This window comes from Pseudomonas pisciculturae (genome assembly GCF_015461805.1).
GTDB lineage: Bacteria > Pseudomonadota > Gammaproteobacteria > Pseudomonadales > Pseudomonadaceae > Aquipseudomonas > Aquipseudomonas pisciculturae.
The window spans coordinates 194,030-211,327 of sequence record NZ_JACVZE010000003.1 but is presented as its reverse complement, the minus strand read 5'-3'; the positions used below and the strand labels follow the sequence as shown (position 1 = coordinate 211,327).

The window sequence follows — 17,298 nt, the reverse complement described above, 5'->3', positions numbered from 1 at the left end:
ACTCCGACAAAAATCCACCGCCTGGATATGTTGGAGAGTCCGTGATGAGCACAGAAATAAAAAGTACAAAACTCAAAAACACCGTGCACCTGAGTGAATCGGCCAAGGTCGACTCCGGCTCCGTGCAGCCGTTTACCCGCTCGCAAAAAGTCTACGTACAGGGCACTCGCCCGGACATCCGCGTGCCGATGCGCGAAATCAGCCTGGACGTGACCCCCACCGACTTCGGCGGTGAAATCAACGCCCCCGTGGTGGTCTACGACACCTCCGGCCCCTATACCGACCCCAACGTGATCATCGACGTGCGCAAAGGCCTGGCCGACGTGCGCTCGCGGTGGATCGAAGTGCGTAACGACACCGAGCGCCTGTCGGGCCTCAGCTCGCACTTCGGCCAACAGCGCCTCAGTGATGCCGAATTGACCGCGCTGCGCTTCGCCCACGTGAAGAACCCGCGTCGCGCCAAGGCCGGTGCCAACGTCACGCAGATGCACTACGCGCGTAAAGGCATCATCACCGCCGAGATGGAATACGTCGCCATCCGCGAAAACATGAAGCTCGAAGTAGCCCGCGCCGCAGGCCTTTTGGACCAGCAACACGCCGGCCACAGCTTCGGTGCAAGCGTGCCGAAGATCATCACGCCTGAATTCGTGCGCGAAGAGATCGCCCGCGGCCGCGCCATCATCCCGGCCAACATCAACCACACCGAGCTGGAACCGATGATCATCGGCCGTAACTTCCTGGTGAAGATCAACGGCAACATCGGCAACAGCGCCCTGGGCTCGTCCATCGAAGAAGAAGTGGCGAAACTGACCTGGGGCATTCGTTGGGGGTCGGACACCGTGATGGACTTGTCCACCGGCAAGCACATCCACGAAACCCGCGAGTGGATCATCCGCAACTCGCCCGTGCCGATCGGCACCGTACCGATCTACCAGGCCCTGGAAAAAGTCGGCGGCGCCGCCGAAGACCTGACCTGGGAGTTGTTCCGCGACACGCTGATCGAACAAGCCGAGCAGGGCGTGGACTACTTCACCATCCACGCCGGCGTGCTGCTGCGCTACGTACCGCTGACCGCCAAGCGCGTCACCGGCATCGTCTCCCGTGGCGGCTCGATCATGGCCAAGTGGTGCCTGGCGCACCACAAAGAGAACTTCACCTACACGCATTTCGACGAAATCTGCGAAATCATGAAGGCCTATGACGTCAGCTTCTCCCTCGGCGACGGCCTGCGCCCAGGCTCGATTGCCGACGCCAATGACGCTGCCCAGTTCGGCGAGCTGGAAACCCTCGGCGAGCTGACCAAGACCGCCTGGAAGCACGACGTGCAAACCATGATCGAAGGCCCCGGCCACGTGCCGATGCAGTTGATCAAGGAGAACATGGACAAGCAGCTCGAATGCTGTGACGAAGCACCGTTCTACACTCTGGGCCCGTTGACCACCGACATTGCGCCGGGCTATGACCACATCACTTCCGGTATCGGCGCGGCGATGATCGGCTGGTTTGGCTGCGCCATGCTCTGCTACGTCACGCCCAAGGAACACCTGGGCTTGCCGAACAAGGATGACGTGAAGACCGGGATCATCACCTACAAGATCGCCGCCCACGCGGCTGACCTCGCCAAAGGCCATCCAGGCGCGCAGATTCGCGATAACGCCTTGAGCAAGGCGCGCTTTGAATTCCGTTGGGAAGACCAGTTCAACCTCGGCCTGGACCCGGACACGGCGCGTTCGTACCACGATGAAACCCTGCCGAAAGACTCGGCCAAGGTCGCGCATTTTTGCTCGATGTGTGGGCCGAAGTTCTGCTCGATGAAAATCACCCAGGAAGTGCGTGAGTACGCGGCCAACCAGCGCATTGAAGCGGTGGATGTGGACGTGGCCAAGGGGTTGGCGGAGCAGGCGGAGCGGTTCAAGCAGGAAGGGAGTCAGCTGTACAAGAAGGTCTGATTCGGGATTGTTGGAGGCTGTGCCGGCCTCTTCGCGAGCAAGCCCGCTCCCACATTTTGAATGTATTCACAGATCAAAAATGTGGGAGCGGGCTTGCTCGCGAAAGCAATCTCCCAAACAACAAGTATTCCTCAGAGATACCCCCCTTGAGCATTCAACCCAGCACCTATTCCCCCGACATCGCGGTGCCCGCTGACAAAAGAGTCTTCGGTGCCCGCGACCTCTTCTCCCTCTGGTTCTCCCTCGGCATCGGCCTGATGGTCCTGCAAACCGGCGCCTTGCTCGCCCCGGGCCTGGGCCTGTCCGGCTCGTTGCTGGCGATCTTCCTTGGCACTCTGGTGGGCGTCTTGCTGCTGGCCGCCGTCGGCGTGATCGGCAGCGACACCGGCCTGTCGGCCATGGCCGCGCTCAAGCTCAGCCTCGGTGCCAAGGGCGCGAGCCTGCCGGCGCTGTTGAACCTGCTGCAACTGATCGGCTGGGGCTCGTTCGAAATCATCGTGATGCGCGACGCCGCCAGCCTGTTGGGCGCGCGGGCGTTCAGCGACGGCAGCCTCTTGGCCAGCCCGTTACTGTGGACGCTGTTTTTCGGTGGCTTGGCGACGTTGCTGGCCGTCAGCGGCCCGCTGACATTTGTGCGGCAGATCCTGCGCAAATGGGGCATCTGGCTGCTGCTCGCCGCGTGCCTGTGGCTGACCTGGAACCTGTTCGCCAAAGCCGACCTCGCCGCACTCTGGGCCCAGGCCGGTGACGGTTCGATGCCATTCGCGGTAGGTTTTGATATCGCCATTGCCATGCCGTTGTCATGGCTGCCGCTGATCGCCGACTACTCCCGGTTCGGCAAGCGCGCCAAAAGTGTGTTTGGCGGCACCGCGTTGGGCTTTTTTATCGGTAACTTCTGGCTGATGAGCCTGGGCGTGGCCTACACCCTGGCGTTTGCGCCGAGCGGTGAAGTGAATGCGCTGCTACTGGCGTTGGCTGGCGCGGGCCTGGGGATTCCGCTGTTGCTGATCCTGCTGGACGAGTCGGAAAACGCCTTCGCTGATATCCACTCGGCGGCGGTGTCCAGCGGCATTCTGTTGCGCTTGAAGGTCGAGCACCTGGCGCTTGCGATTGGTGTGATTTGTACCCTGATCGCCTGCTTTGCGCCGCTGGCCCAGTACCAGAACTTCCTGCTGCTGATCGGCTCGGTGTTCGCGCCGTTGTTTGGCGTGGTGCTGGTGGACCACTTCATCCTGCGTCGCCGCGGCCAGGGTGTGGTCGCCGCATTACGCTGGCCGGCGCTGTTGGCCTGGTTGGGCGGTATCGCGACTTACCACCTGCTGGCCAACCTGTATCCGGATATCGGCGCAACCCTGCCGGCGCTGGTGCTGGCAGGGCTGCTGCAGTTCATCCTTGGCCGGGCGTTTACTGGCGAGCGGGCACCAGCTCAGGCTTGAGGATACCGTCGAGGCGCGAGTAGGGGATCTGCAATTCGACGTGGCCCAAGGCATACGGTGCAATGGTGGTGGTGGGGTACTTGAGGATCACGCCACCATAGGTCAGCGCCACGTTCGGGGTTTTCTGGAAGGGGTAGGTTTTCACAAACTCCGGTTCCAGGCTCAGACGGGTGCTGATCAGCCAGCTGTTGTGGGCCACCTGGGCGGCTTTCCAGAACGCGTCCTCTTTGCCTGGCAACAGCATATCGGTCAACGACAAGGCCTTTTGCTGCTGGCGCGAGTAGTTGATGAATGCGCGGCCCGGCTCGCCGTGGGTGGCGCCCTGGTCCAGGTAGCTGGACAACTCGATGATCACCAAGCCGTCATGCTGCTCGCGTACCTTGGCCTGCAAGTACATGCTGTTGCGCGGCGCGGCGCTGCGCAGGAACTGCTCGGAGTAGGTCGCAAGGCTGGTGGGCAGCGGGTCGGCCTGGGTCATTTCCAGCAGGCGCTGTTCGATCAAAGCGTCCAGCTTGGGCTCCTTGGCGAAATGCACCGTGTCGATATTCACCAGCGGGCAGTCGGCGCTCGCGCAACCGGGTTTGCTTTGCTCGGTGGCGTCGCGGGTGGCTTCCAGCGGGGTGCGCCAGCTCGGTTGAAACAGGCTTTGGCAGGCGCCGAGGGTCAGGGCGATGCAGGCCACGGAGGCGATTTTTAAAAGCGACATGGGTGTCCTTCGTCTAACGATAAGAGCGAAATTGTGCAGCTTCGACTACCAGCGTGGCAGTCAGTTCGCCACTAAACTGATTTGAGCGAGTTTGACGCCCGCCGTCTATCCCGGCAACCGGAAAGGGGCTGCATCAACGGGCACGAGCGCGTTAGGATGGCGCCAATTGCGCAGGCACAACGAGGAAAGGATATGACGGACTTTGCAAAATCGACGCCGAGCAAAATTGAAATTGTTCAGCGCGACAATGCGTTCAAGGGCTTCTATCAGCTCGACCGCCTGCAGCTGCGCCACGAGAAATTCGACGGCGGCATGAGCCGGGTGATCAACCGCGAAGTCTTCGTTCGTCATGACGCCGTGTGTGTATTGCCTTATGACCCGCAACGCGATGAAGTGGTGTTGAACGAGCAATTTCGCATCGGTGCCATGGGCCGTACCGACAACCCGTGGCTGATCGAGATGGTCGCAGGGCTGATCGACAAGGATGAGCAACCCGAGGAGGTTGCACACCGCGAGGCCGAGGAGGAAGCTGGGCTGACATTCTCCGCGCTGTGGCCGATCACCAAATATTTCCCGTCGCCCGGCGGCAGCACCGAATTTGTCCACCTGTACCTGGGCCGCTGCGACAGCACCGGAGTGGGGGGTGTCCATGGATTGGAAGAAGAAGCCGAAGACATCCGCGTCACCGTTTGGGCGTTTGAAGATGCTCTGCAAGCGGTACGTGACGGTAAAATTTCCAACGCAGCCAGCATTATCGCCCTGCAATGGCTTGCGCTTAATCGCGCGGAAGTGAGGGGGTTATGGCAGTAAAGGCACGAGAACGATACCGAGTCGACCTGATCGGGCTGCAAGCGGCGTGCGAGGCCAACTATGCGCGGCTGATGCGTCTGCTGCCGGATATGCGCCACGCCCCTGCGGCGCGGCGTATCGCGGTGACCCACGGCGACCAGATGCTCGGCGTGCTCACTCTGGAAGTGATCATCAATTGCCCGTACACCACCACCCTGCGCGTGCGCCAGGAGCACAGCCTGCCGTGGCTGCCGGTGCCGCAACTGGAGGTGCAGGTGTACCACGATGCGCGAATGGCCGAAGTGATCAGCGCCGAACATGCGCGGCGCTTTCGCAGCATCTATCCTTACCCGAACGTGTTCATGCACCAGCCCGATGAGAAAGCACAGCTCAATGTGTTCCTCGGTGAATGGTTGAGCCATTGCCTGGCCCTGGGTCATGAGTTCGAAGCTGTGCGGTAGATGTGAACTGTATCTGATTCCTTGTATTTCCTCTTTGGTGTGCTGCCCAGCATAATCACGCTACACGTCCATTTCTGTGATTGCCTTGGGAGAGCGCCTTGCCGAGCGTATCCACTGTGACCCCTGACGCCTCAGCGTTGCTGGTGCAACTGTCCGACAGCCACCTCTTTGCCGAGGCCGACGGCACGCTATTGGGTATGAATACCCGTGACAGCCTGCAACGGGTGATCGAGCTGGTGCGCACGCAGCAGCCCCGCGTCGACTTGATGCTGGCCACGGGGGACTTGTCCCAGGACGGCACGCTCGAGTCTTACCAGCAATTTCGCGACCTGACCCGGCAGATCGACGCGCCGGCGCGCTGGATTCCTGGCAATCACGATGAGCCGCAGGTGATGGTCCGCGCCGCCGAGCACAGCGATTTTCTGGAGCCGGTGGTCGATATCGGCAACTGGCGCATCACTTTGCTGGACTCCGCCGTACCGGGCTCGGTACCCGGTTACTTGCAGGACTCGCAACTGCAATTGCTGGCCCAGGCGCTGAGTGAAGCGCCGAGCCGTCATCATCTGGTGTGTTTCCACCATCATCCGGTGCCTATCGGGTGTGCGTGGATGGAGCCTATTGGCCTGCGTAACCCCGAAGCCCTGTTCGCCGTGCTGGACCGTTTTCCGCAGGTCAAGGCGGTGTTGTGGGGGCATGTGCACCAAGAGATCGACCGCGAGCGCAATGGCGTACGGTTGTTGGCCTCGCCGTCTACCTGCATCCAGTTCGCGCCGGGCAGTGAAGACTTCAAGGTCAGCGAGCAGGCGCCGGGGTATCGGTGGTTGCGGTTGCATGCCGACGGGCGGTTGGAGACGGGTGTGGAGCGGGTGCAAGGCTTTGCCTTTACGGTGGATTACGGCAGCAACGGCTATTAAAAGCTGCAAACACGGATCAAAAATGTGGGAGGGGGCTTGCCCCCGATAGCGGTGGGTCAGCCACAGATACAGTGCCTGACACTCTGCTATCGGGGGCAAGCCCCCTCCCACATGGGTTCTATGGTTTCAGGGAGATCGAGTGCTCACACACCACTCCGATCCCTGTAAACTGCGCCTCTTTGGCCTAAGTCACGGAGAGCCCGGCATGCCCGCTTCGATCCTGTATATCCACGGTTTCAACAGTGCGCCGGCGTCCAACAAGGCCAGCCAACTAATCACCGTGATGGGCGCACTGGGTCTGGCCGATCAACTGCGCGTGCCGGCCCTGCATCACCATCCCCGTCAGGCAATTCCCCAGTTGGAAGCGGCTATCGCTGAACTGGGCCGGCCACTGCTGGTCGGCAGCTCACTCGGCGGCTACTATGCAACCCATCTTGCCGAACGCCATGGCCTCAAGGCGCTGCTGGTCAACCCCGCAGTGAGCCCCCATCGGATGTTCGACGGTTACCTGGGCACCCAGAAGAACCTCTACACCGATGAAAGCTGGGAATTGACCCTCGACCACGTCACGGCATTGGCCGAGTTGGAAGTGGCGGCGCCCCAGGATGCTGCGCGTTATCAGGTGTGGTTGCAGACCGGGGACGAAACCCTGGACTATCGCCTCGCCCAGCAGTACTACCGGGCCTGCGCCTTGCGCATCCAGGCCGGTGGCGACCATGGTTACCAGGGTTTCGCCCAGCAACTGCCGGCCCTGTTGAGCTTTGCCGGCATTGGCGCAGATCAGTATCAATCCTTCGACTTTGCGGCACTGTAAAGTCGCAGGTCATTTTTTAATCGAACGACTCACGACGAGACCCCATGGCCACTCCCAGCGCTAGCTCTTATAACGCCGACGCCATCGAAGTCCTCTCGGGCCTCGACCCGGTGCGCAAACGCCCCGGCATGTACACCGACACCAGTCGGCCGAACCACCTTGCCCAGGAAGTCATCGACAACAGCGTCGACGAAGCCCTGGCCGGCCACGCCAAGTCGGTGCATGTCATTCTCCACGCTGATCATTCCCTGGAAGTGTCCGACGATGGTCGCGGCATGCCGGTGGACATCCACCCCGAAGAGGGTGTGCCGGGCGTCGAGCTGATCCTCACCAAGCTGCACGCCGGGGGCAAGTTCTCCAACAAGAACTACCAGTTCTCCGGTGGCTTGCACGGCGTGGGTATTTCCGTGGTCAACGCTTTGTCCACGCTGGTGCGGGTCAGGGTCAAGCGCGATGGCAACGAATACGAGATGACCTTTGCCGATGGCTACAAAGCCACCGACCTGGCCGTGATCGGCACCGTTGGCAAGCGAAACACCGGCACCAGCGTGTACTTCGCGCCGGACCCGAAATACTTTGATTCGCCAAAGTTCTCCATCAGCCGCCTCAAGCACGTGCTCAAGGCCAAGGCGGTACTGTGCCCGGGCCTGCTGGTCACCTTTGAAGACAAAGGCACCGGCGAGAAGGTCGAGTGGCACTACGAGGACGGCCTGCGCTCCTACCTGGAAGACTCCGTCAGCGACTTCGAGCGCCTGCCCAACGAGCCGTTCTGCGGCAGCCTGGCGGGTAACAAAGAAGCCGTCGACTGGGCGCTGCTGTGGTTGCCAGAAGGCGGCGACAGCGTGCAGGAAAGCTACGTCAACCTGATCCCCACCGCCCAGGGCGGCACCCACGTCAACGGTTTGCGCCAAGGTTTGCTGGATGCCATGCGCGAGTTCTGCGAATACCGCAGCCTGCTGCCGCGTGGCGTGAAGCTGGCGCCGGAAGACGTGTGGGAGCGCATCGCGTTCGTGCTGTCGATGAAGATGCAGGAGCCGCAGTTCTCCGGCCAGACCAAGGAGCGCCTGTCGTCCCGTGAGGCGGCGGCGTTTGTCTCGGGTGTGGTCAAGGACGCATTCAGCCTGTGGCTCAACGAGCATCCCGAGCTGGGCCTGGCCCTGGCGGAGCTGGCGATCAACAACGCTGGCCGTCGTCTCAAGGCCAGCAAGAAAGTCGAGCGCAAGCGTATTACCGCAGGCCCCGCACTCCCAGGCAAACTGGCCGACTGCGCCGGGCAAGACCCAATGCGCTCCGAGCTGTTCCTGGTGGAAGGTGACTCCGCCGGTGGTTCCGCCAAGCAAGCGCGGGACAAGGAGTTCCAGGCGATCCTGCCGTTGCGCGGCAAGATCCTCAACACCTGGGAAGTCGATGGCAGCGAAGTGCTGGCCAGCCAGGAAGTGCACAACATCGCCGTAGCCATTGGCGTCGATCCAGGCGCGGCAGACATTAGCCAACTGCGCTACGGCAAGATCTGCATCCTCGCCGACGCCGACTCCGACGGCCTGCACATCGCCACCTTGTTGTGCGCGTTGTTTGTGCAGCACTTCCGCCCGTTGGTGGATGCCGGTCACGTCTACGTCGCCATGCCGCCGCTGTACCGCATCGACCTGGGCAAAGAGATTTTCTACGCCCTGGACGAAGCCGAGCGCGATGGCATCCTCGACCGTCTGGTGGCCGAGAAGAAACGCGGCAAGCCACAGGTCACGCGATTCAAAGGCCTCGGTGAAATGAACCCGCCGCAACTGCGCGAAACCACCATGGACCCAAACACCCGGCGCCTGGTGCAGTTGACCCTCGAAGACTACGCCGCCACGTCGGAAATGATGGACATGTTGCTGGCGAAGAAACGCGCGCCAGACCGCAAGTCCTGGCTGGAATCCAAAGGCAACCTCGCCGAGGTGCTGGGCTGATGCGCACAGGTTTCGCCCTGGCGATCCTGATGTTGAGCGGGCTGGCGGCCACCCAGGTGGCGGCCGCCCCCGTGGCTGAGCTCAAGCTTGTCTCTGAGCACCCGGTGGACGGCATGCGCGGTGGCAACCTGTCTGGGCTGGCCCTGTGTGGCAAGGAGCTGTGGACCGTTTCGGACCGCGACGACGACCAAATCTACCGCCTGGATATCAGCGCGCTGACCTGGCAGGCCGAAGCGGTCACGATCGATGTGCCGCCGGTGCCGGAGTCCGGGCTGCCCTGGGGTTTGCGTTCGCGCACCAAGGCAGCGTCGTTCATTCGCGGTGGCGACCTGGATTTTGAAGGCATCACCTGCGATGCCGCCGGTAATCGCTATATCGTCAGTGAATCCCATGCGGCGGTGCTGAAAGTGCCGGCGAGCGGCGAGCCCGAGTGGTTGAAGATTGCCCCGGGCATGGTGCGTGAAGCCCGGGCCAGTGGCATGTTGCTGCACTTCAACGCCTTGTTTGAAGGGTTGGCGATCAACCCCGAGGGCAACCAGATCTGGTTGGCGGCCGAGCGTGAACGGCGTGGGTTGATTTCCATCAAGCGCCCGCAAAGCCTGTGGGGCTGTGACGGCCCCTGTGTGTTGTTGAGCGAAGCGGGCCAGGAAGTGCAGCCGGCCAAGTTCACCAATGCCAAGGCCGTGTCCAAGGATTTCGCCGACCTGGCGCTGTTCAACGGCAAGCTATTTACCCTGGAGCGCAATGCGTTTCAGATTTGCCGGCGTGATGCGGTCACCGCCAAAGTCGAGCTGTGCTGGTCGTTTGCCGACGAAACCCTGGCGCCCGAACGCAGTTATCCCCAGCCCTACGGCTTGGCCGAAGCCCTGGTGGTGGACGCAGACGGCGCCTGGCTGGGCATCGACAACAATTTCGGCCCGCGCGCCGATGGTGAAAAACGCCCGGTGGTCTATCGTTTCGCCGCCCCGGCCGGTGGTTGGAGTGCCCAACCATGAACACTGAATTTCCTGAATTGACCCGACGTCGCGACATTTTCGCTGCGTCTTACCAAATGATGAGGCCCGCATGAGTGACATCCTTGCAGACAGCTTAGATGGCGTAGAACGCCGGTCGCTGGCTGACTTCACCGAAAATGCCTACCTCAACTACTCCATGTACGTGATCATGGACCGTGCCTTGCCGCATATCGGCGACGGCCTCAAACCCGTGCAACGGCGCATCATCTACGCCATGAGTGAGTTGGGCCTGGACGCCGACTCCAAGCACAAGAAATCGGCGCGTACCGTTGGTGACGTACTCGGTAAGTTCCACCCCCATGGCGACTCCGCCTGCTATGAGGCCATGGTGCTCATGGCCCAGCCGTTCAGCTATCGCTACACGCTGGTGGACGGCCAGGGCAACTGGGGGGCGCCGGATGATCCCAAGTCCTTCGCCGCCATGCGATACACCGAGGCGCGTCTGTCGCGCTACTCGGAAGTACTGCTGAGTGAGTTGGGGCAGGGCACCGCCGACTGGGGCCCGAACTTCGACGGCACTCTGGACGAACCGCTGGTATTGCCGGCGCGTTTGCCGAATATCCTGCTCAATGGCACCACCGGTATCGCCGTGGGTATGGCCACCGATGTGCCGCCGCACAACCTGCGGGAAGTCGCCACGGCGTGCGTACGCTTACTCGATGAGCCAAAGGCTACGGTCGAGCAGCTCTGCGAGCATATCCAGGGCCCGGACTACCCGACCGAAGCCGAAATCATCACGCCGCGTGCCGACCTGCTGAAGATGTACGAGACCGGCAAAGGCTCGGTGCGCATGCGCGCTGTGTACCATATAGAAGACGGCGACATTATCGTCACCGCGCTGCCGCACCAGGTGTCTGGTGCCAAGGTGCTGGAGCAGATCGCCGCGCTGATGCAGGCCAAGCCGTCGAAGTTGCCGCAGGTTGCCGACTTGCGTGACGAGTCTGACCATGAGAACCCATGCCGCATCGTGATCATCCCGACCAACAGCCGGGTCGATCATGAAGTGCTGATGCAGCATCTGTTTGCCAGCACCGACCTTGAGTCGAGCTACCGCGTTAACGTCAACATCATCGGCCTCGATGGCAAGCCGCAGCTGAAAAACCTGCGCAACCTGCTGGTGGAGTGGCTGGAATTTCGCGTGCAGACCGTTCGTCGCCGCCTGCAATTCCGTCTGGATAAGGTCGAGCGCCGCCTGCACCTGTTGGACGGTTTGCTGATTGCGTACCTCAACCTGGATGAAGTGATCCACATCATCCGTACCGCTGAGCACCCGAAAGCCGAGCTGATTGCGCGTTTCGACCTTAGCGAGATCCAGGCTGACTACATTCTCGACACCCGTTTGCGTCAGTTGGCGCGACTGGAAGAAATGAAGCTGCGCGACGAGCAAGACGCACTGCTCAAGGAGCAAGCCAAGCTGCAAGCCCTGTTGGGCAGCGAAGCGAAGCTGAAAAAGCTGGTGCGCAGCGAGCTGATCAAAGACGCCGAAACCTACGGCGATGATCGTCGCTCGCCAATCGTGCAACGCGCCGAAGCGAAAGCGCTGACAGAAACCGAGCTGTTGCCAAACGAGAAAATTACCGTCGTTCTGTCGGAAAAGGGTTGGGTTCGTTCCGCCAAAGGGCATGATATTGACGCCACTGGCTTGTCGTACAAAGCCGGTGACGGTTTCAAAACGGCTGCGGCCGGGCGTTCCAACCAGTTTGCGGTGTTTATCGACTCGACCGGGCGCAGTTATTCGGTACCGGCCCACACCTTGCCGTCTGCACGGGGGCAGGGCGAACCGCTGACCGGGCGCCTCACGCCGCCACCTGGGGCGAGTTTCGAGTGTGTGCTGCTGCCGGAAGATGATGCGCTGTATGTCATCGCGTCCGATGCGGGTTACGGCTTTGTGGTCAAGGGTGAAGACCTGCAGGCCAAGAACAAGGCGGGCAAGGCGTTGTTGAGTCTGCCGAACAACGCCAAGGTGATCCTGCCGAGGCCCGTGGATAACCGTGAGAGCAATTGGCTGGCCTCGGTGACCACCGAAGGGCGTTTGCTGGTGTTCAAGATCAGCGATCTGCCACAGCTGGGTAAGGGCAAGGGCAACAAGATTATTGGGATTCCAGGCGAGCGGGTGGCCAGTCGCGAAGAGTACGTGACCGACATCGCTGTGATCCCGGAAGGCGCCACGCTGGTATTGCAGGCTGGTAAGCGTACGCTGTCATTGCGACCTGACGACCTGGAGCACTACAAAGGCGAGCGCGGTCGTCGCGGTAATAAACTGCCGCGTGGTTTCCAGCGTGTAGATGCTTTGTTGGTGGAAACGCCCGTTTAAGGCGTATTAGAGCCCCCGATCTACGATTTAACGCGTAGATCGGCGCTTTGGCGCTGGAGTCATGGCGCATATTCACGGATGATATGGCCTTTCCAGCGCCGGCGTGGCCGAGCGTGTTTAGGTTATTTTTAGTATTACATTGTGGTTCGCCTTGTGGCAGCCACCTGGATGGGATGATGACTGCTCCACGCCTTCCTTTTATTTTTGTACTCGCTGGCCTTTTGGGGCTGGCGGGTTGCAGCACACACCAGCCGGTGTCGCTGTACCAGCTGGACAGCGGAAGTCCGGCTCAGCCAGCCCAAACGGCTGGCATGGCTGTATTGCTGGGCCCGGTAGTCGTCGCTGACTACCTGCAACGCGAAACCCTGCTGCAACGTCAGAACGACGGCAGCCTGCAAGGTTCCACTGATGGCCGTTGGGCGGGTAGCTTGTCGTCCGACATCAACCAGTTGATGTTGCGCCAGGTGGCCGGTCACTTGGACAGCCAGCGCGTGGTCCTTTCGCCTGCGCCCGCTGGTTTTTCCCCGGATGTGCAGGTCTTGCTGACGATTACCCGTTTGGACTCCGGCACTTCCCAGCCGGCGATCCTCGACGCCCAATGGCGACTGATTGATCGCCGTGGCCAGGTGCGCGATAGCCGCATCGTGCATTTGCAGGAAGAGCACGCGGGCACCACCGCGTCCCAGGTCCAGGCCCAGGGCGTGTTGTTGCAGCACTTGGCGCAGCAGTTGTCGGTGGCCCTCAAGCCACTGGCTAACCAGCCACCGATTGCCGAGGCGCCACGCAAGCAGAGCGCTCCGGTACAGGCCAAGCCCGCAGAGCCGCAGAAGCCGAAGATGCCGATGGCCACGCCGATTCGTACGGATATGGAAGTGTTCAGGTTTTGACCTGAATCGCTGACACAAAAAAAGGCCCGCTGACTCAGCGGGCCTTTTTGTTTGTGCGCGATTTAGCTGTTACTGAAATCTACTGTGGGAGCGGGCTTGCTCGCGAATGCGCAGTGTCAGTCGATACATCAGTGACTGAACCACCGCTTTCGCGAGCAAGCCCGCTCCCACATAAGCCCACTCCACAGTGGATGTTGCAGTGTTGCTTAGGGCTTGCGGGTCTCGTGCATCCGCGCCAATTGCCGCTCCAGCATCGACGGGTACGGCTCCATCAAGCGCTCTACACAGCTTGCCCCTTCAGGGCTGGCAATCGGGCGGATGCGCGCGCGCTGGCGAATCAGCGTGTCTTCGCTGATCTTGCGCTCCACCAGCAACAGGTTGCGGCTGTGTTGCGACAGGGCCAGTGCATCCTGGGCGATCTCGGTCAGCAGCAGATCGATCTGGCTCATGCCAAACAGATCGTCGCCTACGGTCAGCCCGAGTTGAAGCTGCAGGGTGATGCCGCTGTCAGCGACTTCGATCTGCAACTCGTGGCCCAAGGCGCGCAGCAACTCGCCGCAGCAGATGGCGTTGGTCAGGTAGTCTTCGCCGCTGTCTTCACTGTGGAACAGCATCAGCGTGCTGCCGTCGTTCAGGGTGTGCAGCTCGCTTTGGTACAGCGAGGCCGCCTGGTCGAGGCAGTCGCGGTAGCGCTCCAGCAACTCGGTAAGACGAGCGCGTGGCAAGCGGCGCAGTTGGTCCTGGGAGCCCAGTTGTACAGCCAGTACGGCACTGTGCTGGGGCTCGGCATTCTTGACCGGAGCCGGTTTTGGCGCCGCAGCCGGCGTGCTGGCCGAGGTGTCACGCAGGTCGGCGAAGGGGTCTTCGTCGTCCTGTTCGTCTTCTTCGGCCTGGATCGCCTTGCGGGTGGCAGGCTTGAGGCCCGCGACCGGCGGGCTTTCGTCGAAACCAGGCCCATCGACGTCGAATTCGGGCTCGTCGTCGTAATCAGGCTCAGGCTCGACTTCACGCACCACCGGTTCCGGGGCAAAGCTTGCGTGCAGTTGGCGGGCGAGGTCGCCGATTTCATCCTGGCGGTCGGTGGCCGGGGTGTGTTCGTCGATGTCCCGCAGCCAGATGCGCAGTTGCATCAAGGGCGTGGAGATATGTCGACCCAGGCGCAGGCTCAAGGCCAACGCCAGTGCCAGCAGGATCGCACTGAGGATGCCCATGCTTTGCAGGCTGATGGTCATCGGCTGCTGGAATTGCTGCATATCGAGGCTGATGCGCAGTTGGCCGGCCTTCACGTCCTGGAACGTGATGTTGCTCTGGTACAACCCTTCGGCTTCACCCAGCAGGCCGTTCTTCGGGCGCTGCCCGGCTTCGGCCATGATGCGGTTGTCCACGCTGTAGATGGCGGCGTGGGCCACCAGCGGGTTCTTGGTCAGGTTGTTGAGCAGCACGTTGAGGCTGAGGATGTCGTTGGACACCAGCAGCTCAGTCGCCGAGGTGGCGGTTTGCGTGGTCAGGCTCTCGCCCAGGGCGTCGGCCTGTTCGTGCATGGCCTGCTTGAACTGCAAGCCCATCACGCAGGCATAGATCACCAGGGCCAGGGCGACCAGGATCACGTTATGGCTGGCGATGCGTAATGCGATCGGCACACGGCGGTGGCGCAGTGCCCGGAAGATCAGCAGGAAGAAGTTATCGGTTTTTACTGGCGTGGGCCGGTTCACTTGCGCTCGGCTCTTGGTCCGTGAAGTTGACGCGCAGTATAGCGACAGCCCTAGAACCGGCAAAGCGCTGGCTGCGCCCGATGGTCACTGAAAGTGGGTAGAATGCGGTTTTTTTCCAGCCTGGGGGTGCGCCTTGCGCGAAATTGTCCTGATTAATATCACCGGTGAAGACCGCCCGGGTCTTACGGCGGCGATTACCGGCGTTCTGGCCCAGGGTGGTGTGAACATTCTCGACATCGGCCAGGCGGTGATCCACGACACGTTGTCGTTTGGCATCCTCGTCGAAATCCCGAGCACCGAGCAGGCGTCTTCGGTACTCAAAGACATCCTGTTTACGGCCTACAAGCTGGATCAACAGGTGCGTTTTACGCCGGTGTCCGAAGCTGATTACCAGCATTGGGTGGCTGGTCAAGGCAAGAAGCGCCATATCGTCACCCTGCTGACCCGCAAGGTCACCGCCGAGCAGCTGCAACGTGTCAGCTCGATTACGGCGCAATATGGTTTGAATATCGACCATATCGACCGTCTGTCGGGTCGCATGCCGCTGGATACTCCGGCCGACCAGGGCAAGGGCTGCATCGAGTTCTCTGTGCGCGGTGAGCCGGCCGACCCACAGGCCCTACGCGCCGAATTCCTCAGCGTGGCCCAGGAACTGAATGTCGACATCGCCTTCCAGGAAGATTCGCTGTTCCGTCGCAACCGTCGCCTGGCGGTGTTCGACATGGACTCCACGCTGATTGAAGCCGAAGTCATCGACGAACTGGCCAAGGCGGCCGGTGTGGGCGAACAAGTTTCCGAAATCACCGAGCGCGCCATGGCCGGTGAGTTGGACTTCCGCGCCAGCTTCAAAGAGCGCCTGGCGCTGCTCAAGGGCTTGGACGTGAGCGTGCTGGATTCCATCGGCGCCTCCCTGCGCCTGACCGAAGGCGCCGAAACCCTGTTCGCTGAGCTTAAGCGCCTGGGTTACAAGACGGCGATCCTGTCCGGCGGCTTCACCTACTTCGCCAAGCAATTGCAGGCCAAGCTGGGCATCGACTACGTATTCGCCAATGAGCTGGAAGTGGTGGATGGCAAAGTGACCGGCGTTGCCGTAGAGCCGATTGTCGACGCGCAGCGCAAAGCAGACCTGCTGAAGGAATTGGCCCACAAGGAAGGCTTGCGTCTGGAGCAGACCATTGCGGTCGGCGACGGGGCAAATGATTTGCCGATGCTGGCGATTGCCGGGTTGGGTGTGGCGTTCCGCGCCAAGCCGTTGGTGAAGCAGTCGGCCAAGCAGGCGATTTCGACGTTGGGGTTGGATGGGGTGTTGTATCTGTTGGGCTTTCGCGACCGCGACGGTCAGCTGTAACTCTCTTTCCCCTGTAGGAATGGGATCAAAAATGTGGGAGCTGGCTTGCCTGCGATAGCGGTGTTGGATTCACCACCGTCATCGCAGGCAAGCCAGCTCCCACATTGATAGGGTTCCAGCTTCAACTCTGTTTGGGGTCAGGCTTTAGGTGCAGCCATGCCCTGGCCCATCTGCACCGAAGTGCCCGCAGCCAACTCTTCAGCCCACTTAACCTGATCCGGCCCAAACAGCACAATCGCGGTCGAACCCAATTTGAAGCGACCCAGCTCGGCACCCTTCTCCAAATGAATCGGCGCGCGCGCAGCTTCGTCATAACGGAAGGTTTTCAGCTCGCGCTTGGGCGGCGTGACCAAGCCAGCCCACACGGTTTCAATCGACGCCACGATCATTGCGCCCACCAATACCACCGCCATCGGGCCGCGTTCGGTGTCGAAAATGCAGGCAACGCGCTCGTTACGCGCAAACAACTCCGGCACGTTTTCGGCGGTGGTCTGGTTCACCGAGAAGATGCGCCCTGGAATGTAGATCATCTCGCGCAGGGTGCCGGCCAGCGGCATGTGCACACGGTGGTAGTCCTTCGGTGAAAGGTAGACCGTCGCAAAGTCACCGCCCATGAACGGCGCTGCCACGGCGGAGTCGCCACCCAGTAGTTCCAGCACGCTGAAGCTGTGGCCCTTGGCCTGGAACACACGACCATGCTCAATCGGGCCCAGTTGGCTGATCGCGCCATCGGCCGGGCTCAGCACCGCGCCTGGGGTTTGGTCCAGCGGGCGGGCGCCGTCTTTCAGGGCGCGGGTGAAGAACGCGTTGAAGTGCTCGTAAGCGGTCACGTCTTCTACCAGGGCCTGGGACATGTCCACTTGATAGCGCTTGGCGAACCAGCTGGTGAACGCATTCTTGAACCAGCGCACGCGGCATTCGGCAATGCAGCCGGCCAGGCGCGACAGCAAGTGGTGCGGCAGCAAGTATTGGCTGAGGATAAACAACTGCTTTTTCATAACTG

Annotated in this window: 14 protein-coding genes; 11 read left to right on the top strand and 3 right to left on the bottom strand. The window is 61.3% G+C overall.

Annotated features, from left to right (window positions below):
• Window positions 1-44 precede the first annotated feature (44 nt).
• Together thiC and cytX are read left to right on the top strand one after the other, a co-directional pair.
• On the top strand, window positions 45-1,949 hold the full coding sequence (thiC, locus tag ICY20_RS10005; protein ID WP_228758374.1) for a phosphomethylpyrimidine synthase ThiC: 1,905 nt from the start codon (window positions 45-47) through the stop codon (window positions 1,947-1,949).
• A gap of 146 nt (window positions 1,950-2,095) precedes the next feature.
• Window positions 2,096-3,385: a putative hydroxymethylpyrimidine transporter CytX gene (gene cytX, locus ICY20_RS10000; RefSeq protein WP_159959922.1), complete on the top strand. Its 1,290-nt coding sequence runs from the start codon at window positions 2,096-2,098 to the stop codon at window positions 3,383-3,385.
• Here cytX and ICY20_RS09995 read toward each other — a convergent pair.
• Window positions 3,354-4,091, bottom strand: coding sequence for an RsiV family protein (locus ICY20_RS09995; protein WP_194937383.1), 738 nt, complete (start codon window positions 4,089-4,091; stop codon window positions 3,354-3,356). The two genes, cytX and ICY20_RS09995, sit on opposite strands and share 32 nt — an antisense overlap.
• A 192-nt stretch (window positions 4,092-4,283) precedes the next feature.
• Here ICY20_RS09995 and ICY20_RS09990 point away from each other — a divergent pair, with 192 nt between their 5' ends.
• The 8 genes from ICY20_RS09990 (at window position 4,284) to ICY20_RS09955 (ending at window position 13,235) form a co-directional block, all read left to right on the top strand.
• Window positions 4,284-4,901 (top strand): NUDIX domain-containing protein, encoded by a 618-nt coding sequence (locus tag ICY20_RS09990; RefSeq protein WP_122485475.1) that lies wholly within the window; start codon window positions 4,284-4,286, stop codon window positions 4,899-4,901.
• Window positions 4,892-5,341: a DUF1249 domain-containing protein gene (locus ICY20_RS09985; RefSeq protein WP_159959926.1), complete on the top strand. Its 450-nt coding sequence runs from the start codon at window positions 4,892-4,894 to the stop codon at window positions 5,339-5,341. Before ICY20_RS09990 ends, ICY20_RS09985 begins: the two co-directional genes overlap by 10 nt.
• A gap of 98 nt (window positions 5,342-5,439) precedes the next feature.
• Complete coding sequence (gene cpdA, locus ICY20_RS09980; protein WP_194937382.1) at window positions 5,440-6,255, top strand: 3',5'-cyclic-AMP phosphodiesterase; 816 nt, start codon at window positions 5,440-5,442, stop codon at window positions 6,253-6,255.
• A 205-nt stretch (window positions 6,256-6,460) separates the two neighbouring features.
• Window positions 6,461-7,069, top strand: a complete 609-nt coding sequence (locus ICY20_RS09975; protein WP_159959930.1) for a YqiA/YcfP family alpha/beta fold hydrolase — start codon at window positions 6,461-6,463, stop codon at window positions 7,067-7,069.
• A gap of 44 nt (window positions 7,070-7,113) precedes the next feature.
• Entirely contained in the window at window positions 7,114-9,018 is a 1,905-nt protein-coding gene (gene parE / locus ICY20_RS09970) for a DNA topoisomerase IV subunit B (protein ID WP_159959932.1), read from the top strand.
• Window positions 9,018-10,013, top strand: a complete 996-nt coding sequence (locus ICY20_RS09965) for an esterase-like activity of phytase family protein (RefSeq protein ID WP_194937381.1) — start codon at window positions 9,018-9,020, stop codon at window positions 10,011-10,013. Before parE ends, ICY20_RS09965 begins: the two co-directional genes overlap by 1 nt.
• A 70-nt stretch (window positions 10,014-10,083) precedes the next feature.
• Entirely contained in the window at window positions 10,084-12,348 is a 2,265-nt protein-coding gene (gene parC / locus ICY20_RS09960) for a DNA topoisomerase IV subunit A (RefSeq protein WP_159959936.1), read from the top strand.
• A gap of 176 nt (window positions 12,349-12,524) precedes the next feature.
• Window positions 12,525-13,235 (top strand): PqiC family protein, encoded by a 711-nt coding sequence (locus ICY20_RS09955; protein ID WP_194937380.1) that lies wholly within the window; start codon window positions 12,525-12,527, stop codon window positions 13,233-13,235.
• 206 nt (window positions 13,236-13,441) lie between these two features.
• Here ICY20_RS09955 and ICY20_RS09950 read toward each other — a convergent pair whose 3' ends face one another.
• Entirely contained in the window at window positions 13,442-14,947 is a 1,506-nt protein-coding gene (locus tag ICY20_RS09950; protein WP_159959940.1) for an AhpA/YtjB family protein, read from the bottom strand.
• Window positions 14,948-15,080: 133 nt separating this feature from the next.
• Between ICY20_RS09950 and serB the strand changes: the two genes are divergently transcribed.
• Window positions 15,081-16,295 carry a phosphoserine phosphatase SerB gene (gene serB, locus ICY20_RS09945; RefSeq protein ID WP_122485466.1) on the top strand — a complete coding sequence of 405 codons (1,215 nt, stop codon included), beginning with the start codon at window positions 15,081-15,083 and terminating at the stop codon, window positions 16,293-16,295.
• A gap of 137 nt (window positions 16,296-16,432) precedes the next feature.
• Here serB and asd read toward each other — a convergent pair whose 3' ends face one another.
• Window positions 16,433-17,293 (bottom strand): archaetidylserine decarboxylase, encoded by an 861-nt coding sequence (asd, locus tag ICY20_RS09940; RefSeq protein ID WP_159959942.1) that lies wholly within the window; start codon window positions 17,291-17,293, stop codon window positions 16,433-16,435.
• Window positions 17,294-17,298 lie beyond the last annotated feature (5 nt).